The following is a 22,309-nucleotide window of genomic DNA, read 5'->3' on the forward strand; positions in this document are numbered from 1 at the left end:
AATAAGTATCGTTACTATTGTTATACCGTAAATTTGATCAAAATAACAGAATAATTAGAATGTTTGTTTTTGGCAGTAATGAAATATGTACATGAAAAAACACAAGCTTGATGGGCTTGTGCTCTTTTCTTCATCCTTCCCTGATTAAAGGGAGTGTACAGCAGCGGAATGCGCCGCCGGACTTGATGATTTCAGAAAAATCCACTTCGATGACATGGAAATCATTAGCTCGGAGCAAGGAGTTCACATTAACATTCTGAGGCTGGCTGAAAACGCGCCGTCTGCCGATCGAAAGGACGTTGGTGCCGAGAGCAAATTGTTCTTTTGCATCAACAGGTATGAGCGTATAGCGTTTGGACAGCATAGCGACCGTGTCCGGATCAAGTGCCTCCTCGTAAATCAGGGCTTCCGTGGGGGACAGAATATTGAAAACGCAATCCAGATGAAGGTATTTTTCGTTGAATGAAATCGGGATGACCATGTAATCCGGCAGTTTCTGCTGCAATTCTTCAATCGCTTTTTCACTTGTCCGGCTGCTGACACCGACAAAAACCGTGTCCTGGTCGACGAGGACATCGCCGCCTTCAACCCGGTTGCAGCCGAGCGTCGCTGACTGGAATTTATTGTGCTTCAGCCATTTCTGCAATACATTTTCTTCGCCCTGGCGGATTTCCGAAGCCATTTCGGCGATATAGACAGTTTCACCGACTGTAAAACCGATATCTCTTGTAAAAACCTGTTCAGGAAAAGTTTCAGAAGGATTCAGCAAGTCAGTTTCCACACCTTCACGCTGCAAAGCCTGGATGAATTCCGTATGCTGCCGCATCGCTTTTTCCGTATCGATATTCTCTTCCAGATATCTTTTCTGCACATCATTTATAACGTCTTTAATTTCCATATATTCCGGTGGGCATAATAACACGCGGCGCAGCGAATCGTACTCGCTCCTGCAGCGGGCTGATGATGATTTTGTAAATGCTGTCATAGTCGGTTCCTCCAAAAATTCTACTTGGTAATGAAGTTATTCCCTCAAATGGGATGTGTTAAAACATGAAAAGTGGGATGATGGGAAGAGAAATGGCAAAAGAGCAATGGAAGGGGATTGGCAGCATGAAAATCATCCAGCAGGAAATTCAGGAAGACAGAGATCTGATCAGACAAAAAGTGGTGGAACATAACAGAAAAAATCTTCCAGAGCTGCAAGACAGGCCTTATGGCAATATCAGCTTCATCGCCAGGGATGATGAAGACGGGGTCATTGGAGGAATTACCTGTACATATTATTGGCAGCAGCTCCACATCGATTTTCTATGGGTCGACCCGGCCCAGCGGGGAAGCGGCATCGCATCCCGCTTGGTGGGGAAGGCGGAACGATACGCACGCGAATTGGAATGCAGGCTGATGACGGTGGATACTTTCAGCTTCCAGGCGCCTGATTTTTACCGCAAGCAGGGGGTTCCGGGAATTCGGCAGAATCGAAGACCATCCGGCCGGCCACAGCCAGCATTATTTTGAGAAGCGATTGACGGATTGAAAAATAGGGTGGACACTTTGAATATGAAAAAAGGACACCCGGGGGTGTCCTTTTTTCATATTAATCTTCTTTATAGAAGACTTTATCCACATTGTATTTCGCTTTATGGGCGTTAATCAAATAGGTTTCGTAAATTTCACGTTCCATCGGGTCTTCCACAATGGATACTGTGATGCGGTGAACTTCGTCACGGTGGTTTTTAAGCGGTGAGACATTGTCTTCGAAATGCTTTTTCACGCGCTGGCGCAGCTTGCGGGCTTTGCCGACAAACAGCAATTCGCCGCTGTGGTTGAAGAATTGGATGATGCCGCCTTTATCGCGCGGGATCTCGTGAAGGTCGATAAAACCGTATAAAGGTTTGATGACTGCTTCGTCGCCTGTAATTTCCTGTTTGCGCTGTGTAATCGTCACATCCGCTTTTGGTGGTTGGATATTGATCATGTTATCACGTCCTCTATTATCGTAATGCTTATTTTAACATAAAAGAGAGCGGAAATCCATCCGCTCCCAAACCGCTTTATCAGAGGGTGCCCAGCTGGTTTTCAGCATCTTCTTCACCTTGCAGGATTTCAAATACCTTGCCGTACGTATTTTCCCTTTCAAGCACATTGACGAGTACATTCGCTACATCAGCGCGGGGAATCGAACGGCCTTCCATCGATGAGAAGCCTTGTGCAGAGACTTCAACTTTTCCGGTTTTGTCTTCATCCGTCAAAGCACCCGGTCGGACGATGGTATAATTGAGATTTGTGGATTGCAGCATTTCATCCGCTGTCCGTTTCGCGACAAGATAAGGTTTCATCTCTTCTCCGCCTGCATCCGGATTGTCAGAGCCCATCGACCCGAGTTGCACGAAACGCTTCACGCCTTTTTCTTCCGCGTATTTCGCCGCTTTTACAGAACCCCATAAATCGATGGTGAGCGTTTTATCCGGACCGGTTTTCGGCCCCGACCCTGCTGCGAAAATAACAGCGTCGACGTTGTCGAAAGCATCGCTGAAATCTTCTTCCAAATCAGCCAGAACAACTTTTGAAGCACCGAGTTCTTCCAGCTTCGCTTTTTGTTCCTCTTTTCGCACCATGGCCACCGCCTTATGGTTTTGGGCCGCCAACTCTTTTACAATATTTCGTCCAACTTGTCCATTTGCTCCGATTACTAAAACATCCATAGAAAAATCGCTCCTTTTTAATCCCGTATCAACGGGTAGTAAGACTCCCGCTTCTTCAAGGGGGAGGTCAACAGACCGTGAAAATCCGATTAGATCAGCTAACATTCAGTGGGATACAGAAAATCCCGCTGAATGAAGTTTCTCTTTATCATGATTTTACTATTATTCCCTGTTGGCCTGCAGATAAACAATAAAACCGGCAGAAAGGCAGGGCGGAGTTTCAACGTTTCGCTTAAAGCTGTCAAAAACCTCAAAAACAAGCTAGAATAGAGACAAGACGGAGGTGGACCATATGGAAATTAAAGATTTTACATTTCACAAAATCAATGATCCAACAGGAATAATGGAGAGTGACCGGTACGAGTTTTTATTGACGGTCGAAGTTGATGAAGACGATGAGCTTTATACTGAAGCAGGTTTGGATCTGCGTGTCATTATGGCTGCTGACGACAATGGAGCACGTATCGCCCATTATAATTTCATGGACAAGCAAACTGGCCAGGCATTGGAATTCGCGCTTGAAGAAGACGAAGAAGCGGATGTACAGGCATATTGCCGCGAAAAATTGTCTCTATAAGAAAAAGCTCCAGCCTTTATGTGGCTGGAGCTTTTTTCGTTCACTTAGATTTTCACGTCAATCTCAGCCGCTTCGCGCAATTCTGCAATACGGTCATAGACAGCCTGCTGGACATTGCGCTCTTCCAGTGATTTCTCGATCATCGGCTTCATTTCCTCGAATTCCGGTGATTCGCCTTCCGTGGAATCCACGTAGCCCTGATAGGAATCTTTCATCTCTTCTTCCGTCACTTCAGCGGCTTCGATCTCATCTTCCAAATAACTTGCATAGATCAATTGCTCACGGAATTGCTGTTCCATATCTTCCAGCGTAAATCCGATTCTTTGCAGCGCGATATTCATCTGCTCTTCGTTTTCAAACTGGTTTTTCAATTCTTCCACACGCTGTTCCAATTCCTTTTCATCTGCTGTATGTCCTTTTTCGATTGCATCCTGGATAATCAGTTTATTGCCTGTAATCACCGAGATTGCCTGCTCTTTCACCTGTTCGGCAACTTCAGGATCAGAGACTTTTTTCCCTTGGGTCGCCAGTGAGCTTTCCAGTTGGCGGGCCACACTATTGTAGACAGTGCCGTTGATCTCTTCTCCATTTACTATGACGACCACATCTTCACCTGCCGGCAGATCAAGCTCTGTTTTCGGTGCATCGGCTGCATTTTCAGCAGCTGCTTCTGTTTCAGCCGGTGTTTCTTCCGGTGTTTCCGCATTTTCATTATCCGAACAAGCTCCCAGCAACAACAGCAGGGATATGGGCAGTACCAATAATTTATTTTTCAACATCGTAAAATTCTCCTCTTCCAATGGTTCTCGTTAAAGTAAACCACATTTGTGCGAAGGTTACAAATACTTCTGTATTATCGGACAAGCAAAAAGATGGTATGATGAAATAATTATTAGATGCAATTTACAATACGATCATGGAGGAATTCGAATGACGAAAAGCAGCAATATTAAAACCCGCAAAACACTTGATGTGATTCAGCCGTATTCACCAGGCAAGCCGATATGGGAAGTGCAGAAGGAATTGGGTCTTGAGCGTGTCATCAAAATGGCATCCAATGAAAACCCGCTCGGACCATCTCCGAAAGCGGTAAAGGCCATTCAGGAGAGCCTGGCCGACCTGAACCGTTATCCGGATGCTGACGCGAGCGTATTGAGGCAGGCAATTGCAGAACAATACGGCGTTGAAAAACAGCAGGTCATCACGACCAACGGCGCTGATGAATTGATTACGCTCATTTCAGAAGCGTTCCTTGAAGCGGGGGATGAAATCATCGTGCCTGCGCCGTCATTCAGCGAATATGATTTCGGTGCCCACATCATGGGTGCCACTGTCAAGCAAGTGCCTTTCGATGAAGGATTCCAGTATAATGCAGAAAAAATCCTGGAAGCCGTTACCGATAAAACGAAAATCGTTTATATCTGTTCGCCGAATAACCCGACCGGCACGTATATCACGAGCCAGCAGATGTCGCAGTTATTGGCAGGGCTGAACGATGTCCTTGTAGTATTTGACGGGGCTTACAGCCAGTTTGCCGATAAGGAAGATTATACGAATGGCCTTGAATTCGTAAAATCCGGACATCCCGTGATCGCATTGCAGACATTCTCTAAAATCTACGGAATCGCCGGTGTACGGATCGGTTTCGGTCTTGCATCGGAAGGGATCATCAAATCGATCCTGAAAGTGAAAGAGCCATTCAACGTCAACACGCTGGCGCAAATCGCAGCATCGGCGGCTATCAAGGACGACGAGCATGTCTCGGCTTCTTTCAATGCCAATAAAAAAGGGCGCGAGTTCCTTTACAGAAGTTTCGAAAAGCTGGGCTTGTCCTATACTGAAACGACAGCGAACTTTATCCTGGTCCAAATTGGCGGGAACGGGGAAGAAATTTACCAGCAGCTGATGAAAAAAGGGATTATTGTGCGCTACGGGAAAATTTGGGGCTTGCCTGAACATATCCGTGTGACAATCGGAACTGATGAGGAAAATGAATTTTTCATCCACGCACTGACAGAAGTTTTAACACCATTAACGTAAACACCAGCCGATTCCCGGATACACGGGAATCGGCTTTATTTTTGCATAGAACGTTTATGGCTTGGGAGGAACGGGAAAAGCCACCGGAAAAGGATAAGCGGAGATTGGAAGAGGTGAAAAGGATGATCTATGATTGTGCCATTATAGGCGGCGGGCCGGCAGGGCTGAGCGCTGCATTGGTGCTTGGCCGCTCGAAGCGGAATACCTTGCTGTTTGACGACGATGAAGGAAGGAATTTAGTGACGAGGGAAGCACACGGCTTCTTGACACGGGATGGCATCCAGCCGGCAGAACTGAAGAAACTCGGACGGAAAGACGTGGCGAAATATGATTGCGTTCAGTTAAAGAAGAACCAGATCATCAATATTGAACGCATTTCTGAAAGCCATTACCGATTGGACACGGATGATGGAGAAACTTTTCACAGCATCAAGCTCATTATTGCTGCGGGGCTGAAAGAGGAATTGCCCAATATCCCGGATATTGAAAAGTTCTATGGCACGAGCCTGTTCAGCTGTCCTTACTGCGACGGCTGGGAACTTCAGCATCAGCCTCTGGCCATCATCGCCGATAAAATGGTGTATGATCTGGCTAAGAAAGTATATACCTGGAGCAAGGATCTTGCCGTGTTCACAAATGGGATCGGCAGGTTGGAAGAAGGTGAAAAAGCCAAATTGGAGTCAAAAGGAATTAGGGTTTATGAAGATATCATTGATGGGTTGGAAGGCGAAAGTGGACAGTTACGTAGCGTTAGACTTGAAGATGGTACACTCGTTGACCGCGTCGGAGGGTTTACGACGCCGCTATGGAGCCATTCGACTCCTTTTGCGAAGCAATTGGGCTGCAAGCTGAATGACCACGGGGGGATCCTGACCGATGCATACGGCCGCACAAATGTCTGGAATGTCTATGCGGCGGGAGACGCTTCACTTATCGTCCCGTCCCAGCTGGTTATTGCAGCAGGGGAAGGGAGTGCAGCGGGCATCGGTGTTAACGGAGACCTGACGAACGAATACTTTGATACGGAATAAACTAAAAGACTGCCGTTACGGCAGTCTTTTTTGACGTCTTATTATGTAGCGGTTCCACAAGAAAAACTGCAGCAGGAAAATCAGCAGGGCGGTGATTCCAAGGTTCAGGTAATACCAGACGCCATCTCCGAAAAAGCTCAGCAGGGTATCAGCGGTTGGAAGCTGGGATAAGTAAAGGTAATTGGCGCCGGTGAGCGGATTTATGAGAAAGCCGACAATAAGCGCATAAGCGACGAGCAGCAAAAATACCTTAAAAACTGAATGCAGCGTAATGGTTTCCGGTTTGGATCCAGCCATAAAAAGGCTGGCCCAGGGAATGGCGGTATGCTGGATGAAAAACATCCAGAAGCGGTAATGCTGATAGTCGTAAGGCATATCCGGTGTGACCAAGGCAAGAAAAGAAGGCACGATGCCGATGAAAAACGAAATTTGGATCCAATGCCTATTCAGCGTCACCAATCCGGTCATGGCTGTAATTGAAGCCATCCCGCATAGATGAAGGGGGACGTGGCTGGCGAAGTTCCAGATTCCGTTGGAGATCGTCCAATATTGATACGTAATTTCACAGGCTAAAAGAATAGAGAACAGCGTCCAGCGCACAGGAGTGAACATTCGGGATCCCCGGCTCAACCGCTTTCTGAACAAAATCAGCAGGAAAATTCCGGACAGGGCTGATCCCAGGACAATCAGATGACTCGCTGAAAAAGGGGTGAAATAATGCTGCGATGTTAAACCGAACCAGCTGTCCATCCGCCATGACCCTCTCCCGGAAAGTGATTTGTTAGAAAATTGTAACATCCATCTCCTCCTGTCGTCCATCTCCTTTTTGCAGCCCGCATCGGTTGCCATCTGGCTTGGAAATACGGTAGACTGCTATAAAAGAACCGAAGGAGGTGCCGGAATGGCGCATTCGAATTTATTGTCCACCATCACTTGCGTCAATACGGAACGTTCCATAGAAGCCGGTGAGATGAAAATCATCAAAACAGAGCATGATCTTCATTTATATGAAGATCAACTTGTCGCCTCCACGACCAAATTCAATTTGACGAATGTATGGGATATTTCCTATAAAACTTTTTCGGACGAAGGAAATTTGCTGTATCTTCATACACATAGGGGAGTCATTACTTATAAAGTGGAAATGGATCCAAAAGGGTTCGTCTCGACCTTCAAGAAACTGAAAAATATCAATTACTGAAGAAGCCGGTGCGAATTCCGTCTTCTTTTTTATATGGTAAAATTTATAAAAAAGGGGGCAGAGAAAATGGGGAATGAATATTATGTTGGCTGGGGGACGCTTGCATTGATCAATGCCGGGATAGCGCAAGGGAAGAACCGGAGCGGGATTAACTGGTTTTTGCTGTCATTATTGATGGGGCCGATTGCCACACTTGCTTTAGTGGTGTTTGAAACCTTGCCGCCCGAAGAAAGGGTTTCCTGAAACAGCTGTTTTCATAAAAGAACCGGCCTGAAATCCAGGCCGGTTCTTTTGGTTTTTTATAAGCTTTTCCTGATCAGTTCATGCAATTCGTTCCAGTCGCTGAAGCGGGGAAGGTCCATATGCCGGTTGTAGGACTGGTCTCTGACAATGACATTCAATCCATCACGGGCCAGGGTTTCCAGCACTTCCGGCTTATCGTCGAAATAATAATCAAGGTCAAGGTCTTCGATGATCTTCACTTTCTCTTCATCTTTCATGCCGCAATAGAAATGATTGTCGCGGACAGGGAAGCCCTGCTTTTTCAGCCAATTCTTCGTACCTTCGCCGTGAGCTGCTGAACGCGCAGTGATGTAATAGATTTCATGCCCGTCGGCATCCAATTGCTGCAGCACTTCAACCGCACCTGGATAAGTCGGGCAGTCTGTATAGTAAATGGCATTGAGCGAACTGTTCCACATGGCTTTGCCTTCTTCGTCGGTCATGCCGAACACTTCGTGGATTTCCACGCGGTTCAATGCATGGAAGGAATCGACCGGCACGTTCCGGCCAAGTTGTTCATTATAATGATGGAAAGCATATTCCCGCAAATTAATCAGGGTGTCGTCTATATCAAATCCGAATTTCATCTGTTGAGATTCCTCGCTTTTCAGGATAACCGGTAAATTTAAAGTCTTTTCCGATTTTCGTAAATTCACCATCCGTTAAATCGATGGCATCTTTCATCAAGCCGAATCCAAGTCCTTCCAGGAATGTCGGGGCATTTTTTCCGCCGACAAGTTTAGGGGCAAAGTAGAGGACGACTTTATCGATCAGCTGATTTTCAAGAAATGCAGCGTTGACGGTGCCACCGCCTTCGATGAACAGGCTGGAGACATTTTCTTCGCCGAGTATGTGCATCATGTCATTTACATCGGTCCGGTTTTCGCCGCCCGTTTCGAACACACGGATTCCCGCCTGTTCAAGCTGTTCCTTTTTCGCCTGATCATATGTACGGCTCGTGAAAATCCAGGTGGGAGCAGCGCCGTCGACAACGACTTTGGCATCCAGGGGCAGCCGCAGTGAAGAATCCATGATGACGCGGATCGGGTTGCGGCCGTTCGGGATGCGTGCCGTCAATTCAGGATCATCTTCGATCACGGTGCCGACGCCGGCAAGAATTGCTGCATGTTCGCTTCTCAACTCGTGGACATCCCGGCGCGCATCAGCTGATGTGATCCATTTGCTGTCGAGTGCATGGGTCGCGATTTTGCCGTCGAGCGTAGAAGCCGATTTCAAAGTGACAAAGGGTGTTTTTGTGGTGATGAATTTATTGAATACTTCGTTCATCTTCAATGATTCCTGTTCACGGATGCCCGTTATTACACGGATGCCGGCGTCTTCCAGCATCTTGATGCCATTGCCGGCAACGAGTGGATTCGGATCCAGTGCGGCTACCACCACTTGTTCCAATCCCGCATCAATGATTGCCTGCGCGCAGGGGCCTGTGCGCCCAAAGTGGGAGCAGGGTTCCAGCGTTACATAAATCGTGCCGCCGCGAGCCGCCTCTCCCGCCATTCGGAGTGCATGCACTTCAGCGTGGGGTTCACCCGCTTTCAAATGGGTGCCGACACCGACGATCCGGTTGCGGTTGACGATTACCGAGCCCACGAGAGGATTCGGATCGGTCTGGCCTTTCATCGCCCGCGCATTGTTCAACGCGAGGTCCATATAGAATTCATGACTTGGCATGGAGCGGATCCTCCTCTTTTATATGGCCCGACCGTTTTACTTTCGTATCAAGGTAGGCGGAATTATATTCGGATTCATCTCCCCACAGTGACGTGCGTTCGGCGATCGCGAGGCCGGCTTTTTCAATGGCAGCGACTTTTTTCGGATTGTTCGTCATTAAGGTCACCGGTTTTGTGCGCAATGCGCGAAGGACGGCGATGGCATCATCGTAGCTTCTGGAATCATCGACAAAACCGAGGCTTTCATTGGCTTCGACGGTATCGTAGCCATTTTCCTGCAGGACATAAGCCATCGCTTTGCTGAACAGGCCGATGCCGCGGCCTTCGTGATTCGCCAGATAGAAAAGCGCGCCGCTGCCGTGCTGGGCAATGCGTTTCATGGATTGCTTCAATTGGAAACCGCAATCACAGCGTTTGCTGCCGAAGATGTCTCCGGTATGGCAAATCGAATGCATGCGAATCAATGCATCTTCCGTGTTTTTGAAATCTCCATATACCAGAACGCTCGACTGCTGGTATTCCGCCAGGTTGGCAGAAGAAAGCTTTTCGATGATCTGCTCGTAATCCTCGGTCACTTCATCAAGGTTGAGCCAGCAATACCAATCGAAGATGATCGTATCCCCATCCAGATTGACCGGAAGTTTTATCGGTCCCACAAGATAGATGGCTCCTTCCGTTAATTTGATCATTTGTATTTTATCTTTTAATACCGCAAATACCTGCGGTTCCAATTTCATTGCCGTCATTCAGAATTCCCCCATAAAAACTATAATAAAGTTATGGTACTACAATCGGTTACTAAAAGTAAGTAAATAGAATCAGATTGGGTGAATATTTTTAGTAAATGATAATGATTATTGATTAAAGAGGATTATCCATTGTTTTAAATGATTATTATTATCATTTAAAAATAACGATTCTCAATTACTTTAAATCTAATTGAAGATGTGTTATATTGTCTACATTAGAATAATTATTAACTGTATAAGCTGACCTAAATTCTTTACAGTAGTCGATATTCCGCAAAACAGCACCGAAGACATTAGCCGACGCTCGCGAGGCTAAGTCTTCGCTGTTTTGCTCCATATCTAAGAAATTCTTCTCGTGCTGAAGTGGTTTTCATAAGCGAACTCGGACCTTCGTCCGAGTGGGTGCTCAACGCTACGCTGAGATTGTTTGAGTCTTGGCTGCTTCACTTCAACTCCAGTAGTGGACCCAAGCAAAGGCGCGGCTCAGGAGCAGGCGAATGCCGAGTGGTGCAGAAGACGAGTGTTCTTCTCGGCTTATTGTGGGAACCAAGGTACGCCAAACGTAGATGGCGTCACCTTTGCGACGAGCGCAGCGGTGGAGCATAATCTTCGCAATGTCCAAAGCGCCGAAGCGGTATATAAATGTTATTTCTTTAATTTACCTAGAAGGAGGAATGGTCGATGTTACCTGAAAAACTTACGAACGCATTGAACGATCAGTTTAACAATGAATTGCTGGCTGCTCACGCTTATACCGCCATGGCCGCTTATTTTTCGAAAAAAGGGTATCACGGATTTGCCAACTTTTATCTGGTGCAGTCACGGGAAGAGCATTTTCACGCGATGAAGTTCTATCATTATTTGACAGTGATGGACGAAAAACCGGTTTTACAAAGTTTGGCTGAACCGAAAAACCATTTTGTCAGTGCCATCGATGTGCTTGAAAGTTCACTGGCTCAGGAAAAAGAAGTGACGAGCAATATCTATGCGCTGGTGACGCTGGCTGATGAGCTCCAGGAACATGCAACTTTGTCTTTCCTTGATTGGTTTATAGAAGAACAGATGGAAGAAGAAAAAACTTTCCGCGATATTATTACACGTGTCAGAGGCATCGAAGAAGGCGGCGAATACTTCCTGAAAATGGACGATGAATTCGCTGAAAGAAAACTGGACGAATAAGATTTGCGAAGGAACAGCACACGGCTGACTGTGTGCTGTTTTTCTGTTAGGGAGGGAAAAGAGATGACAATGGATTATAAACCCGCTATCCATTTCAAACATGTGCATTATTCAATAGGGGACGATCAGATTCTGCGGGACATCACGGGTTCATTCCCTGAAGGGCGGATTACGACATTGGTGGGGCCTTCCGGTGCCGGCAAGACGACTTTGCTGAAACTGTGCAATGGCCTGCTGTCTCCTGGTTCCGGTGAAATTTACATAAAGGATCAGGCGATCGGCAGTTTTGAACCTGTTGCGCTCAGAAGAAAAGTCGGCATTGCGTTGCAAAGTGCGCCGATGGTCAGCGGAACAGTTTATGATAACTTGTCGTTGCCGCTGGAATTGCAGGGAAACAAGCTCGGAGAAAAGGCCGCTGTCAATTTGCTGCAGGCTGTCGGCCTTGATGAGAAATACCTGAACCGGAAAGTGGCGGACCTGTCAGGCGGCCAGCGGCAAAAAGTTTCAATTGCCAGAACGCTTGTCAATAAACCCGATATCCTGCTGCTGGATGAAATCACGTCTTCACTCGACCGCACGTCTTTAAAGGAAGTGGAGGAATTGATCACGCAGATCAACCGGAAATTCGGAACAACCATCATTTGGATCACGCATAATCTTCAGCAAGCACTCGATATCGGGGATTTTACATGGGTGCTGATGGACGGCGAAGTGGTTGAAACAGGAGAGAGCGATTTGCTGCGTGACCCGGTCCATGACAGAGTGAAATTGTTTGTACAGGGGGGAGCGGAATGACGTATTTGACATTATCCATTACGCTGATTTTCGTCCTGATTCCGCTGGCTCTGTCGAAAACACTGAACCTGGGGCTTGAACGAGACACCATCATCGCGACTGTCCGGTCGATCATCCAACTGCTGTTGGTCGGTTTTATCCTGAAATTTGTTTTTGATTCAGAGAGTCTTCTCTATATTTTCCTGATGGTGACGCTGATGATTGTCGCGGCGACACAGAATGCAAGAAATAAAGGGGCGTCGATCAGAGGCATCACCTGGAAAGTGGCAGTGACGCTGATTTTTGTGGAAGTGTTGACGCAGGGGATTCTGATCGGCCTCAATATTACCCCGCCGACGGCACAATACATCATTTCCATCAGCGGCATGGTAATTGGCAACTCGATGGTGCTGTCGATTTTATTCCTTAACCGGTTTACGGCGGAAGTCGAATCGCAACAGGATCAAACGGAATTGGTGCTGTCGCTCGGAGGGACACCGAAACAGGCGATTCACCGCCAATTGATCACGTCGATCAAAGCCAGCATGATTCCGACCATCGAAAGCCAGAAGACGGTGGGGCTTGTGCAATTGCCGGGGATGATGAGCGGGCAGATCATCGCCGGAGCGGATCCGATCCAGGCCGTCCAGTTCCAGTTGCTGATCATGTTCCTGCTGCTGACGACTGCCGCGGTGACGAGCGTCATGCTCGGATTCCTGTCGTATCCGACTTTATTCAATCAAAGAATGCAATTGATCCACAAAAGCTGACCTTAAAAAAGGTCAGCTTTTTATTTTTCAGTGGGTGTCGAAAGTCCTCATAATAGAGAAAGATTAAATAAAATGTATGAAAAAGGAACTTTTTTCAAGTTTCTTGAAGAAGTTTATTGACCGGTCGGTATGTTAATGATTTAATTATCATTATATTAAAAATATTTAATTAATTGGAGGTTGAAACATGGCGAGAACGGCTGAAGAATTGGCGCTGGAAAAGGCGGCTCAGCGTGAACAGGCTTCGAAAAATCCCCAGGACAGAGGCGGCCCGCTGCATGTTCCGGATTTTGAGGAGATTGAACGTTCGGAGAGTTTTAAAGACCTGATGAAGAAAAAGAAACAATTCCTTATCCCCACAACGATCTTATTTCTGGGGTTATACCTGCTTTTCAATGTAGTGATTTCCTATACCAACTGGCTGGATGCACCTTTTGTGGGAGACATCCCTTGGGTCTGGGTGTTCGCTTTCGGACTGTTTGCCATGACGTGGATTCTTGTAACCGTTTACATGAAGCGGGCGGCGAAGTTTGACCAGATGGCAGAAGAGACGCTGAAAGAATTCGGTTATGAAGACAAGGAGGATATCCGATGAATGCCACGGTAATTATTATCTTTTTGTTCATTGTATTGATGACGCTGGTAATTACATACTATGCGGCGAAGAGAACAAATTCCGCGAGTGATTTTTATACAGCGGGAGGCGGACTGACAGGCTGGCAGAACGGTATGGCCATTGCGGGCGATTATTTATCCGCCGCATCGTTCCTCGGGATTGCCGGATCGATCGCACTCTTCGGTTTTGATGGATTCCTGTTTTCGATCGGCTATTTGGTAGCTTATCTGGTGGTGCTGTTCGTCGTAGCGGAACCACTTCGGAATCTTGGGAAATACACACTGGCGGATATGATCAATGCCCGCTTTAATGCCAAGAAAGTGCGGGGCGCTGCGGCACTCAGCTCGATTACCATCGTTATCTTCTATATGATCGCCCAATTGGTCGGAGCGGGTGCCCTGATCCAGCTGCTGTTCGGCATTGAATACATATGGGCTGTGCTCCTCGTCGGTATCATGATGACGATCTACGTATTATTCGGAGGCATGACGGCGACGAGCTGGGTGCAGATCATCAAAGCAGTCCTGCTGATGGTCGGGACGGTCATTCTCTCCTTCCTGGTATTAAAGAACTTCAACTTCAACATTTTTGAAATGTTTACACAAATGAAAACAGCTACACCGCACGGAGAAGCGTATCTGCAGCCGGGTGTGAGGTATGAAATTCCACTGGATACGATTTCATTGATGCTTGCATTGGTGCTGGGTACTGCGGGACTTCCGCATATCCTGATGCGTTTCTTCACGGTGCGGGATGCTAAAACGGCAAGAAGTTCAGTTATGTGGGCAACATGGATCGTCGGTATTTTCTACGTGATGACAATTTTCCTTGGATTCGGCGCAGCGGCATTCGTCGGTGCTGACCTGATCACTTCTACAAACCCTGCCGGAAACATGGCGGCACCGCTATTGGCCCAGGCACTTGGCGGCGATATCCTCATGTCGTTCATCTCGGCTGTGGCGTTTGCAACCATTCTTGCAGTTGTGGCGGGTCTCGTGCTGTCGGGAGCTTCGGCTTTCGCACATGATATTTATGGCCAAATCATCAAAAAAGGGAAAGCGACAGAACGCCAGCAGATGTTGGCAGCACGCTATGCTTCAGTTGGAGTAGCAGTATTCTCCATCATCCTGGCGATTTTCGCACAAAGTTTGAACGTAGCTTTCCTTGTCTCACTCGCTTTCTGTATCGCAGCAAGCGCGAATTTACCGGTTATCGTCTATACGATTTTCTGGAAAAAATTCAATACGACAGGTGCAATTTCAGCCATCTTGACGGGACTGATCTCAGCATTGGTGCTTGTTTCGGTAAGTCCTAGTGTCATCAGCCCGGAAGCGGGAGCAGCCATCTTCACTGGAAATCCGCTCTTCCCATTGACGAATCCGGCAATCGTCTCCATTCCGCTCGGCTTTATCGGTGGATTTGTGGGTACGCTCCTGTCGAAAGAAGTCAATGCCAAGCAATTTGCGGAAGTCAAAGTCCGTGCCAACACAGGCGGCTTCAAGCAATTATAAATGGAATAAAGTTTCAAACCCGGCGGATCCACTGCCGGGTTTTTATTTTTGCAGGCTTTTCAAATCGATTGCGGTAAAACGAAACAACCCATTCCCCAGAATTTCATTATTGTGGTAGAATTTCATCATATGACTGAAAACTCATTTTACATTTAATAGATGGAATGCGGGAAAGAGCAGGTGCAAGTATGATTGTCGGAATAGATGCCGGGGGTACGCTGATCAAAGTGGCGTATACCGAAAACGGGTCACTCAATTTCATGAAATACCCGATTGCTGAAATAGGGCAGGTGGCTGCCTGGGTAAATGGCTTGAGCGATGCGGAAATCTGTATCACCGGAGGAAAGTCAGCCGTTCTGCTTTCCTTATTGAAAAAGGGAGCCAAAGAGATGGTGGAATTTGAAGCGACTCATTTAGGCGTTCAATTTCTGCTGAAACGGATGGACCGGCAGGATGATTCCTATCTGCTGACGAATGTCGGCACCGGCACTTCGATTCACTGCATTGAAAATAACAGGCAGGAACGCGTTGGCGGCACCGGAATCGGCGGCGGCACGCTGGTCGGCCTAAGCCGTCTTCTCACAGGTGTCATGGATTACGAGGAAATGGTCACCTTGGCGCGGCGCGGTTCGCGGGACCGGATCGACCTGAAAGTGAAGCATATCTACGAAGGCAAGACGCCGCCGATCTCGGGCGAACTGACAGCCAGCAATTTTGGCAATAAAATCTTCGAGATTGCGGACCAGCTGTCAAAAGAAGAACTGCTCGCTGCTGTAATCGGCCTCGTCGGGGAAACCGTCAGCACCATCAGCGTGCAGGCGGCAAAAAGTTGCAGAAGTTCCACCATCATCTATATCGGCTCTTCGTTCTTCCAGAACCAATTGCTGAAAGAAGTGGTGGAAAGCTATACCGTATTGCGCGGCGCCGTACCGCTGTTCCTCGAAAACGGGGAATATTCCGGTGCAGTTGGGGCGATGTCGGTCTTGAAATAGGAAGATGGTGCAGATTCTGCGCCGTCTTTTTTGATGTGCCTGACTTGGGAAGCGGATTTTCGGTTTTCCTGACTTTTATGTGCGGTAAACGGAGTTTGTGTGCGCACACGAAGATTTATGTGCGGTGAGAAGGATTTGTGTGCGGTGAGAGAAAAATATGTGCGAAGTGCCAATAATCTGCAATTTAAAACACAAATGCAATGCGTGATTCCCCATAACTTGCCCTCACTCAAAGTGCAAGTTCAACAGCGGATGTTTTTCGCTGCGCGAAAAACTCCAATCCCTTAAAGGAAGGCTTCGCGTCCGCGAAGCCTTTTTCAAAAAAACAAAAAGGACCCTGGCAATTAGAGTCCTCCTACAAGCTGGCTATTCTGTAATGATCGTCAATTTTTCACGGATAGGCGTCCGCTCACGTTTTTGCGGGACCGTCTGCGGATAGCCGATCATCATCGTGGCGACAATTTTCTCACCTGGCTGAACGCCTAGCGCATTGCGGAATTCCGGCTTATAAATCCAGTCATTGGAACGCCAGATCATGCCGATTCCACGTTCCCACGCTGCCAGCTGGAAGTTCTGGAGCAGGGAAGCGACTGCGCCCATATCTTCATCGCGCTGTTTTTGGCGCGGGTCTTCAGAAATAACGACAACAAGGTGAAGCGGAATGTCACGGAAATACTCGGCTTTATTGAGTGCAGCGGGTGAAGGCGCCCCGTTTACTTTTGAAGCGGCGCCAAGAAATGCATCCACGAACTTTTCTTTGCCGGCTTCTGCAAACAGCAGGAAGCGCCAAGGTTCGTTGACTTTATGATTCGGAGCCCATTTGGCGATATCGAGAAGCTCGATGATTTCATCGATGTCGACCGGGTCAAGCTTGAAATTAGTGATGGAACGTCTTTCCATGATCGTTTTGTCTATAGGGTTTGGCATTTATGAACTCTCCTTCATTCTCGTATTACTTTATTACCATACTATCACGTTTAAGGAATGGCTTCTAACAAATGAAACTGCCTGTTATTCGTTCACTTAGAATACAAATATCCCTGACTGCAGGCTGCCGGTTTTATTGTTAAAATGGAATCAACAGTAAGGAGTGTGGTTGGCATGAAGAAAGTGGCAGTTATCGGCGGCGGCATCACAGGCCTTTCCGCCATGCATTATTTACAGCAGCTGAATAGGCAGCAAGGGTTGGGGCTGGAATTGACGCTGATCGAGAAGGAGCAGGAACTGGGCGGCAAGATCCGTACGGTGACGGACGGGGAATTCATCATGGAGACTGGCGCAGATTCGATCGTTGCGAGACACGCAAGCGTCTGGCCGCTTGTGGAGGAGCTGGGCCTTGAAGACCGCGTCGTCTATAACGGCACGGGCATTTCCTATTTATATACGGACAGCGGCTTGCATGCGATTCCAAAAGATACGGTCTTCGGCATTCCGATGAGCGAGGAAGCGCTGTTCAGCTCGACGCTGATTTCTGAAGAAGGCAAACGGGAAGCACTGAAGGACTTCGGCACGAAGAATGAGCATTTCACCCGCGACAGTTCAGTCGGGGCATTTCTTGAAAGCTTTTTGGGCAAGGAATTGGTGGAAAAACAGATTGCCCCTGTATTATCGGGCGTCTATTCCGGTAACTTGCATGACCTGACGCTGGCCTCGACATTGCCATATCTGGTCGATTATAAGAATGAATACGGCAGCATCATCAAAGGGCTGGAAGCGAATCGGGCGAAATTCCAGGGAGCAGCCAATAAAAAATTCCTGTCATTCGATAAGGGGATGGGCGTTTTGATTGACCGGCTGGAAGAGACGCTGACCGATGCGGCCATCTTAAAAGGCGCAGCAGTTTCATCTCTTGAGAAAACCGGAGAGAAAGCGGCCATCATTCTGGCGGATGGCCGGACCATGGAAGCGGATTGTGTCATCCTGACGGCTCCCCATCATCTGGCACAGCAATTATTGAATCTGGATGAGCTCGAACCGGATTTTAACCAATTGCATAATTCCTCTCTCATCAGCATCTATCTGGGCTTCGATGTCGCAGATTCGGAATTGCCGGAAGACGGCACCGGATTCATCGTCTCCAAGAATACGGATCTCCGGTGCAACGCCTGCACATGGACGAGCCGCAAATGGACGCATACCTCCTTTGATGGAAAGCTGCTGGTGCGTTTATTCTATAAGAGTTCGAATCCCGGCTTCGATGAGTTAAAAGGGATGACGGAACAGCAGCTGGTGGCCGTGGCGCTGGAGGATATCCGCAAGAGCCTGAAGCTTGCGGCGGAGCCGGCGACGGTGGAAGTCACCGGCTGGAACGGCAATATGCCGAATTACAATATGAATCACAAGTCGGCGGTTGAAGGCCTCGAGCGGAAACTGGCTGAGCAGATGCCTGCTGTCCGCCTGGCAGGCGCGTCCTATCACGGTGTCGGCATCGGCGCGTGCATCCAGAAGGGCAAGGATCTGGCAGCAGCGCTGGTCGCAGAAATTGAACACGAATAAAAATTGGAAAGAGGATGCGGGCGGTGAGCCTGCATCCTCTTTTTCGGTTTATGCCCAACTCCGATTCGGATATGCCCAACTTCAATAGATATATGCCCAACTTCAATAGATATATGCCCAACTTTCACTAGTTTATGCCCAACTTTACATCAAATATGCCCAACTTACAAAAATCCCCATAAAAATAGCCGGCCCACATACAGGAGGACCGGCTGCTAATTGAGAATCTCAAGCTGAAATTCTCAGTAATTTATTATACTTCTGCCAAACCCGGCACAGGAAGATTCAATCCTGCTGCCACGCGCGAACCGAATTCTGCATCTGCTTTATACAAATGCTCGATCATGCGAAGTTTGATATGCTCATGAGTTACAGCGCTCAAGCCGCCGACGAATGTGTTTACAAGGCGCTCTTGCTCTTCAGCGCTTTGCAGACGGTAAAGGTCGCCTGGCTGCGTGTAATAATCTTCTTTGAAGTATGGCACTGAATCAGTCACGCCTGTCACTTCAAGCGGTGCCGGTTTAGCGGCTGCTGTTTCAGTCGGGCCGCCAAAGCTGTTCGGCTCGTAGTAAACTGAACCGCCGCCGTTTTTACCAAAGTTCATTTGGCCATCACGCTGGTAGTTGTTCACCTGGTTTTTCGCTGCGTTGATCGGCAGCATCTGGTGGTTCGCGCCTACGCGGTAGCGGTGTGCATCATGGTATGCGAACAAACGGCCCTGAAGCATTTTGTCCGGGGATACGTCGATACCAGGAACGAGTGTACCAGGTGAGAATGTTGCCTGCTCAACTTCAGCAAAATAGTTCTCAGGGTTGCGGTCAAGCACCATGCGGCCAACTTCGATCAACGGGTAATCTTTGTGTGACCATGTTTTTGTTACATCGAATGGGTCGAAGCGGTATGTGTTCGCATCTTCCAAAGGCATGATCTGCACATACATTTTCCATGCCGGGAAGTCGCCTTCTTCGATTGCGTTGAACAGGTCTTCTGTATGGAAGTCAGGGTTTTCGCCGGCAATCTTGTCAGCTACTTCCTGTGTGATGTTCTTGATGCCCTGTTCAGTCAGGAAGTGGTATTTCACCCAATGGGAAACGCCTTCAGCGTTCGTCCATTTGAATGTGTGGCTTCCAAAACCGTGCATGTGGCGAAGTGTTGCAGGGATCCCGCGGTCGCCCATCAAGTAAGTCACCTGGTGCAAGGATTCAGGTGATAATGACCAGAAGTCCCACACTGCGTTAGGGTTTTTCAAATGCGTTTTTGGATCGCGTTTTTGTGTATGGATGAAGTCAGGGAATTTGATCGCATCCTGGATAAAGAAGATCGGCGTGTTGTTTCCGACTAGATCGTAGTTTCCTTCTTCTGTATAGAATTTCAAAGCGAATCCGCGTGGGTCGCGAACTGTATCAGCAGAACCGTTTTCCCCTGCCACTGTCGAGAAGCGGGCAAACATGTCCGTCTTTTTGCCGACTTCAGAAAGGAAAGCCGCTTTTGTATATTTAGTGACATCCTGTGTTACTTCAAAATAACCGTGTGCGCCAGCGCCTTTAGCGTGAACGACACGTTCAGGAACACGTTCCCGGTTAAAGTGTGCCAATTTTTCAAGAAGATGAACATCCTGAAGCAATACCGGACCGCGTTGCCCGGCTGTCTGTGAGTTCTGGTTGTCGCCTACTGGGGCTCCCCAGCTGGTAGTTAACGTTCTTTTCTCTGTACTCATCGATCGAACACCTCATTCTCATTTTTTCTGTAAAACACTACCTTACAATCATACCATTTTATAAATTAAAATCAAACCTTAATGATAATCATTATAAATAAAGAAAGATTGAACTACTAAATATGCTCACATATAAAAACCTCTTTTCCTGAGTACAGGAAAAGAGGTGGGCGTCAAAGAATTCAGTTCATCGCGTAAAGGCGTTTGAATCCGGAGAAATGTTTGCTCCAATAACTATTATTCAAATTCGTGACTTGGACTTGATCGCCGCCCGCGTGGATGAATTGATTGTTGCCGATGTAAATACCCACATGGGAGATTCCTGCACGATACGTGTTTTCAAAGAATACGAGGTCGCCGATTGCCGGTGAATTCACATCATATGAACGTGCATCGTATCCGGTCGTGCTGGTGCGTGGAATTTTAATGCCTGCCTGGTTGTATACATGGAAGATAAAACCGCTGCAATCAAATCCGCCGGCAGTCGAACCGCCCCAAACATAAGGAGTTCCGATCAGCGATTTTGCAATTTCCGTTATTTTTCCGGCTGTATCTGCTGCTGCAGGTGCGGCAGCAGGTGGAACAGGATTTGATACCGGCGTAGTGACAGAAGGCGCCGTTGCCGTATTTTCAATCTTCAGCACCTGCCCGATGCGGATCATGCTTGACGTCAGGCCGTTCCAGTTCATCAATTGAGTTACAGAAATGCCGTTGCGGTAAGCGATGGCCGTCAGTGTATCACCGCTTACAACTTTATGGGTTCTGCCTGTGCCGGCTGCTGGAGCCGGAGTTGAAACAGGGGCGGGGGCCGTCGAAGGCGCTTGTGGTGCAGCAGTGACAGGGGCCGGATTTACAGCCGCCGCAGTCACTTTAATCTTTTGTCCCGCATAGATCAAATGGCCGGAAATTTTATTCAGTTCCTGCAATTTGCTTACGGTGGTTTTATGTATGGAAGCAATTTTTGATAATGTATCGCCGGATTTAACTGTATATGTCCCAACCGTATTGCCTGCCGGCTGCACCGTTGCAGCTGGTGATGGTGTGGAAACAGGAACAGGGGCTACTGTGGCCGCTGCCACCTTGATGACCTGATTCGGATGGATGGCATCTGATGTAAGGTTATTCCAGTGCTTCAGGTCAGCTACCGTCACGTTATGCTGTGAGGCGATTTTCCAAAGGCTGTCACCCGATTTGATCGTATAAGTGGAACTGGCTTCTGTATCTGCAACTCCGATTAAAAGGGCTAAAGATCCGGAAGCAATAACTGAAAAGGCAATTTTATTCATGTTTTCTCTCCCTTGGAATAGTGAAATTTGTAGTTGGCTAATACAGTATACGCATCAATTTTAGTACTCTCTATTCTATATACAACGAAAAGAATAGGCAATATGATTTATTGTTACATTTTGATTACAGAAATGAAAACAGGGTTTAAAAGGCTTTGAGGCTGGGAAAGGAAAATTTCCTGATTACAACAAACCGGAAAGAGAGTGTTTATTGCCAAAAGTAGTAACTTTTGCCATGATGGGATAGAGAACGACAAAGGGGGAACAGCGATGCAGATGAAACCTGTAGAGGAAACGATTGCGGGAGTTTTGGGGATTGAAATGGGTGAGATTTCAGAAGAGCGCGTGACGGCGACGATGCCGGTCCATGCAGCGACACATCAGCCGTTCGGGCAGCTTCACGGAGGTGCTTCAGTCGTCCTTGCTGAAACTGTGGCAAGTGTCGGGACGTGGCATTTTATCGATCAGGAAAATGAAATTGCGGTCGGACTCGAAATTAACGCCAATCACATCCGCGGGAAGCGGGACGGCATTGTTACGGCAATCGGCACACCGTTGCATAGAGGCCGCACGACAATGGTCTGGGATATTAAAATCATGGACGAAGAAGAACGGCTCATTTGCGTATCAAGATGCACCGTGGCCATTGTAAAGAAAAAATAATATGGTGCAAATCTGCATCTAATAGAAGAAATCAG

Annotated in this window: 25 protein-coding genes; 14 read left to right on the forward strand and 11 right to left on the reverse strand. The window is 47.6% G+C overall.

Translation table 11 applies throughout. The features are described from left to right. Positions 1 to 130: 130 nt before the first annotated feature. Entirely contained in the window at positions 131 to 985 is an 855-nt protein-coding gene (locus tag IQ294_RS10375; RefSeq protein ID WP_203333978.1) for a dimethylarginine dimethylaminohydrolase family protein, read from the reverse strand. Positions 986 to 1,050: 65 nt separating this feature from the next. Here IQ294_RS10375 and IQ294_RS10380 point away from each other — a divergent pair, with 65 nt between their 5' ends. Continuing rightward, entirely contained in the window at positions 1,051 to 1,515 is a 465-nt protein-coding gene (locus tag IQ294_RS10380; RefSeq protein WP_238942773.1) for a GNAT family N-acetyltransferase, read from the forward strand. A gap of 79 nt (positions 1,516 to 1,594) precedes the next feature. Here the strand turns inward: IQ294_RS10380 and IQ294_RS10385 are convergent, their stop codons facing one another. Both IQ294_RS10385 and IQ294_RS10390 read right to left on the reverse strand, forming a co-directional pair. Beyond that, positions 1,595 to 1,975: a nucleotide excision repair endonuclease gene (locus tag IQ294_RS10385; protein ID WP_203333979.1), complete on the reverse strand. Its 381-nt coding sequence runs from the start codon at positions 1,973 to 1,975 to the stop codon at positions 1,595 to 1,597. 79 nt (positions 1,976 to 2,054) lie between these two features. Then, positions 2,055 to 2,702 (reverse strand): SDR family oxidoreductase, encoded by a 648-nt coding sequence (locus IQ294_RS10390; protein ID WP_203333980.1) that lies wholly within the window; start codon positions 2,700 to 2,702, stop codon positions 2,055 to 2,057. 292 nt (positions 2,703 to 2,994) lie between these two features. Between IQ294_RS10390 and IQ294_RS10395 the strand changes: the two genes are divergently transcribed. Then, positions 2,995 to 3,279 carry a DUF6509 family protein gene (locus IQ294_RS10395; protein ID WP_203333981.1) on the forward strand — a complete coding sequence of 95 codons (285 nt, stop codon included), beginning with the start codon at positions 2,995 to 2,997 and terminating at the stop codon, positions 3,277 to 3,279. A 44-nt stretch (positions 3,280 to 3,323) separates the two neighbouring features. On the opposite strand, the gene IQ294_RS10400 is transcribed toward IQ294_RS10395, so the two are convergent. Continuing rightward, positions 3,324 to 4,058, reverse strand: coding sequence for a SurA N-terminal domain-containing protein (locus IQ294_RS10400; RefSeq protein WP_203333982.1), 735 nt, complete (start codon positions 4,056 to 4,058; stop codon positions 3,324 to 3,326). Between the two features lie 151 nt (positions 4,059 to 4,209). On the opposite strand from IQ294_RS10400, the gene hisC reads away from it, so the two are divergent. Then, the gene (gene hisC, locus IQ294_RS10405; protein WP_203333983.1) at positions 4,210 to 5,319 is read left to right on the forward strand and encodes a histidinol-phosphate transaminase; all 1,110 of its coding nucleotides are present in this window, start codon (positions 4,210 to 4,212) and stop codon (positions 5,317 to 5,319) included. Between the two features lie 122 nt (positions 5,320 to 5,441). Next, entirely contained in the window at positions 5,442 to 6,350 is a 909-nt protein-coding gene (locus IQ294_RS10410; protein ID WP_203333984.1) for an NAD(P)/FAD-dependent oxidoreductase, read from the forward strand. 15 nt (positions 6,351 to 6,365) lie between these two features. Here IQ294_RS10410 and IQ294_RS10415 read toward each other — a convergent pair whose 3' ends face one another. Then, positions 6,366 to 7,148 carry a YwaF family protein gene (locus IQ294_RS10415; RefSeq protein WP_238942774.1) on the reverse strand — a complete coding sequence of 261 codons (783 nt, stop codon included), beginning with the start codon at positions 7,146 to 7,148 and terminating at the stop codon, positions 6,366 to 6,368. Positions 7,149 to 7,251: 103 nt separating this feature from the next. Here IQ294_RS10415 and IQ294_RS10420 point away from each other — a divergent pair, with 103 nt between their 5' ends. Together IQ294_RS10420 and IQ294_RS10425 are read left to right on the forward strand one after the other, a co-directional pair. Then, positions 7,252 to 7,551, forward strand: a complete 300-nt coding sequence (locus IQ294_RS10420; RefSeq protein WP_203333985.1) for a hypothetical protein — start codon at positions 7,252 to 7,254, stop codon at positions 7,549 to 7,551. Positions 7,552 to 7,617: 66 nt separating this feature from the next. Then, entirely contained in the window at positions 7,618 to 7,794 is a 177-nt protein-coding gene (locus IQ294_RS10425) for a hypothetical protein (protein ID WP_203333986.1), read from the forward strand. Positions 7,795 to 7,850: 56 nt separating this feature from the next. Here IQ294_RS10425 and IQ294_RS10430 read toward each other — a convergent pair whose 3' ends face one another. From IQ294_RS10430 to IQ294_RS10440, 3 genes are read right to left on the reverse strand one after another with little or no spacing between them, the layout of a single operon-like run. Further along, complete coding sequence (locus IQ294_RS10430) at positions 7,851 to 8,420, reverse strand: 5' nucleotidase, NT5C type (RefSeq protein ID WP_203333987.1); 570 nt, start codon at positions 8,418 to 8,420, stop codon at positions 7,851 to 7,853. Then, positions 8,404 to 9,522 carry a bifunctional diaminohydroxyphosphoribosylaminopyrimidine deaminase/5-amino-6-(5-phosphoribosylamino)uracil reductase RibD gene (gene ribD / locus IQ294_RS10435; protein WP_203333988.1) on the reverse strand — a complete coding sequence of 373 codons (1,119 nt, stop codon included), beginning with the start codon at positions 9,520 to 9,522 and terminating at the stop codon, positions 8,404 to 8,406. The genes IQ294_RS10430 and ribD overlap by 17 nt, the downstream gene beginning before the upstream one ends. Then, positions 9,509 to 10,267, reverse strand: coding sequence for a GTP cyclohydrolase II (locus tag IQ294_RS10440; RefSeq protein ID WP_203333989.1), 759 nt, complete (start codon positions 10,265 to 10,267; stop codon positions 9,509 to 9,511). The genes ribD and IQ294_RS10440 overlap by 14 nt, the downstream gene beginning before the upstream one ends. Positions 10,268 to 10,951: 684 nt before the next feature. Here IQ294_RS10440 and IQ294_RS10445 point away from each other — a divergent pair. The 6 genes from IQ294_RS10445 (at position 10,952) to coaW (ending at position 16,112) form a co-directional block, all read left to right on the forward strand. After that, a complete protein-coding gene (locus tag IQ294_RS10445; RefSeq protein ID WP_203333990.1) occupies positions 10,952 to 11,449 on the forward strand; it encodes a ferritin in 498 nt (165 codons plus the stop codon). Between the two features lie 63 nt (positions 11,450 to 11,512). Next, positions 11,513 to 12,244: an ABC transporter ATP-binding protein gene (locus IQ294_RS10450; RefSeq protein ID WP_203333991.1), complete on the forward strand. Its 732-nt coding sequence runs from the start codon at positions 11,513 to 11,515 to the stop codon at positions 12,242 to 12,244. Then, positions 12,241 to 12,993 (forward strand): ABC transporter permease, encoded by a 753-nt coding sequence (locus tag IQ294_RS10455; RefSeq protein ID WP_203333992.1) that lies wholly within the window; start codon positions 12,241 to 12,243, stop codon positions 12,991 to 12,993. The genes IQ294_RS10450 and IQ294_RS10455 overlap by 4 nt, the downstream gene beginning before the upstream one ends. A 187-nt stretch (positions 12,994 to 13,180) precedes the next feature. Next, a complete protein-coding gene (locus IQ294_RS10460) occupies positions 13,181 to 13,588 on the forward strand; it encodes a DUF485 domain-containing protein (protein ID WP_203333993.1) in 408 nt (135 codons plus the stop codon). Continuing rightward, positions 13,585 to 15,120 carry a solute symporter family protein gene (locus tag IQ294_RS10465; RefSeq protein ID WP_203333994.1) on the forward strand — a complete coding sequence of 512 codons (1,536 nt, stop codon included), beginning with the start codon at positions 13,585 to 13,587 and terminating at the stop codon, positions 15,118 to 15,120. Before IQ294_RS10460 ends, IQ294_RS10465 begins: the two co-directional genes overlap by 4 nt. Positions 15,121 to 15,308: 188 nt before the next feature. Continuing rightward, the gene (coaW, locus tag IQ294_RS10470; protein WP_203333995.1) at positions 15,309 to 16,112 is read left to right on the forward strand and encodes a type II pantothenate kinase; all 804 of its coding nucleotides are present in this window, start codon (positions 15,309 to 15,311) and stop codon (positions 16,110 to 16,112) included. 366 nt (positions 16,113 to 16,478) lie between these two features. Here coaW and IQ294_RS10475 read toward each other — a convergent pair whose 3' ends face one another. After that, complete coding sequence (locus IQ294_RS10475) at positions 16,479 to 17,039, reverse strand: nitroreductase family protein (protein ID WP_203333996.1); 561 nt, start codon at positions 17,037 to 17,039, stop codon at positions 16,479 to 16,481. 174 nt (positions 17,040 to 17,213) lie between these two features. Between IQ294_RS10475 and IQ294_RS10480 the strand changes: the two genes are divergently transcribed. Continuing rightward, entirely contained in the window at positions 17,214 to 18,608 is a 1,395-nt protein-coding gene (locus IQ294_RS10480; RefSeq protein WP_203333997.1) for a protoporphyrinogen oxidase, read from the forward strand. A 253-nt stretch (positions 18,609 to 18,861) separates the two neighbouring features. On the opposite strand, the gene katA is transcribed toward IQ294_RS10480, so the two are convergent. Both katA and IQ294_RS10490 read right to left on the reverse strand, forming a co-directional pair. After that, positions 18,862 to 20,325, reverse strand: coding sequence for a catalase KatA (gene katA / locus IQ294_RS10485; protein WP_203333998.1), 1,464 nt, complete (start codon positions 20,323 to 20,325; stop codon positions 18,862 to 18,864). 182 nt (positions 20,326 to 20,507) lie between these two features. Next, on the reverse strand, positions 20,508 to 21,611 hold the full coding sequence (locus tag IQ294_RS10490) for a C40 family peptidase (RefSeq protein ID WP_203333999.1): 1,104 nt from the start codon (positions 21,609 to 21,611) through the stop codon (positions 20,508 to 20,510). Between the two features lie 270 nt (positions 21,612 to 21,881). Here IQ294_RS10490 and IQ294_RS10495 point away from each other — a divergent pair, with 270 nt between their 5' ends. Beyond that, the gene (locus IQ294_RS10495; RefSeq protein ID WP_203334000.1) at positions 21,882 to 22,274 is read left to right on the forward strand and encodes a hotdog fold thioesterase; all 393 of its coding nucleotides are present in this window, start codon (positions 21,882 to 21,884) and stop codon (positions 22,272 to 22,274) included. The last annotated feature ends 35 nt before the right edge of the window (positions 22,275 to 22,309 follow it).

This window comes from Planococcus beigongshangi (assembly GCF_016820495.1).
Lineage (GTDB): Bacteria > Bacillota > Bacilli > Bacillales_A > Planococcaceae > Planococcus > Planococcus beigongshangi.

What these genes read in the sequence shown, in the direction of transcription:
- IQ294_RS10375 (WP_203333978.1), bottom strand. Translation starts at nt 985, where the DNA reads ATGACAGCATTTACAAAATCATCATCAGCCCGCTGCAGGAGCGAGTAC.
- IQ294_RS10380 (WP_238942773.1), top strand. Translation starts at nt 1,051, where the DNA reads ATGAAAAGTGGGATGATGGGAAGAGAAATGGCAAAAGAGCAATGGAAG.
- IQ294_RS10385 (WP_203333979.1), bottom strand. Translation starts at nt 1,975, where the DNA reads ATGATCAATATCCAACCACCAAAAGCGGATGTGACGATTACACAGCGC.
- IQ294_RS10390 (WP_203333980.1), bottom strand. Translation starts at nt 2,702, where the DNA reads ATGGATGTTTTAGTAATCGGAGCAAATGGACAAGTTGGACGAAATATT.
- IQ294_RS10395 (WP_203333981.1), top strand. Translation starts at nt 2,995, where the DNA reads ATGGAAATTAAAGATTTTACATTTCACAAAATCAATGATCCAACAGGA.
- IQ294_RS10400 (WP_203333982.1), bottom strand. Translation starts at nt 4,058, where the DNA reads ATGTTGAAAAATAAATTATTGGTACTGCCCATATCCCTGCTGTTGTTG.
- hisC (WP_203333983.1), top strand. Translation starts at nt 4,210, where the DNA reads ATGACGAAAAGCAGCAATATTAAAACCCGCAAAACACTTGATGTGATT.
- IQ294_RS10410 (WP_203333984.1), top strand. Translation starts at nt 5,442, where the DNA reads ATGATCTATGATTGTGCCATTATAGGCGGCGGGCCGGCAGGGCTGAGC.
- IQ294_RS10415 (WP_238942774.1), bottom strand. Translation starts at nt 7,148, where the DNA reads ATGTTACAATTTTCTAACAAATCACTTTCCGGGAGAGGGTCATGGCGG.
- IQ294_RS10420 (WP_203333985.1), top strand. Translation starts at nt 7,252, where the DNA reads ATGGCGCATTCGAATTTATTGTCCACCATCACTTGCGTCAATACGGAA.
- IQ294_RS10425 (WP_203333986.1), top strand. Translation starts at nt 7,618, where the DNA reads ATGGGGAATGAATATTATGTTGGCTGGGGGACGCTTGCATTGATCAAT.
- IQ294_RS10430 (WP_203333987.1), bottom strand. Translation starts at nt 8,420, where the DNA reads ATGAAATTCGGATTTGATATAGACGACACCCTGATTAATTTGCGGGAA.
- ribD (WP_203333988.1), bottom strand. Translation starts at nt 9,522, where the DNA reads ATGCCAAGTCATGAATTCTATATGGACCTCGCGTTGAACAATGCGCGG.
- IQ294_RS10440 (WP_203333989.1), bottom strand. Translation starts at nt 10,267, where the DNA reads ATGACGGCAATGAAATTGGAACCGCAGGTATTTGCGGTATTAAAAGAT.
- IQ294_RS10445 (WP_203333990.1), top strand. Translation starts at nt 10,952, where the DNA reads ATGTTACCTGAAAAACTTACGAACGCATTGAACGATCAGTTTAACAAT.
- IQ294_RS10450 (WP_203333991.1), top strand. Translation starts at nt 11,513, where the DNA reads ATGACAATGGATTATAAACCCGCTATCCATTTCAAACATGTGCATTAT.
- IQ294_RS10455 (WP_203333992.1), top strand. Translation starts at nt 12,241, where the DNA reads ATGACGTATTTGACATTATCCATTACGCTGATTTTCGTCCTGATTCCG.
- IQ294_RS10460 (WP_203333993.1), top strand. Translation starts at nt 13,181, where the DNA reads ATGGCGAGAACGGCTGAAGAATTGGCGCTGGAAAAGGCGGCTCAGCGT.
- IQ294_RS10465 (WP_203333994.1), top strand. Translation starts at nt 13,585, where the DNA reads ATGAATGCCACGGTAATTATTATCTTTTTGTTCATTGTATTGATGACG.
- coaW (WP_203333995.1), top strand. Translation starts at nt 15,309, where the DNA reads ATGATTGTCGGAATAGATGCCGGGGGTACGCTGATCAAAGTGGCGTAT.
- IQ294_RS10475 (WP_203333996.1), bottom strand. Translation starts at nt 17,039, where the DNA reads ATGCCAAACCCTATAGACAAAACGATCATGGAAAGACGTTCCATCACT.
- IQ294_RS10480 (WP_203333997.1), top strand. Translation starts at nt 17,214, where the DNA reads ATGAAGAAAGTGGCAGTTATCGGCGGCGGCATCACAGGCCTTTCCGCC.
- katA (WP_203333998.1), bottom strand. Translation starts at nt 20,325, where the DNA reads ATGAGTACAGAGAAAAGAACGTTAACTACCAGCTGGGGAGCCCCAGTA.
- IQ294_RS10490 (WP_203333999.1), bottom strand. Translation starts at nt 21,611, where the DNA reads ATGAATAAAATTGCCTTTTCAGTTATTGCTTCCGGATCTTTAGCCCTT.
- IQ294_RS10495 (WP_203334000.1), top strand. Translation starts at nt 21,882, where the DNA reads ATGCAGATGAAACCTGTAGAGGAAACGATTGCGGGAGTTTTGGGGATT.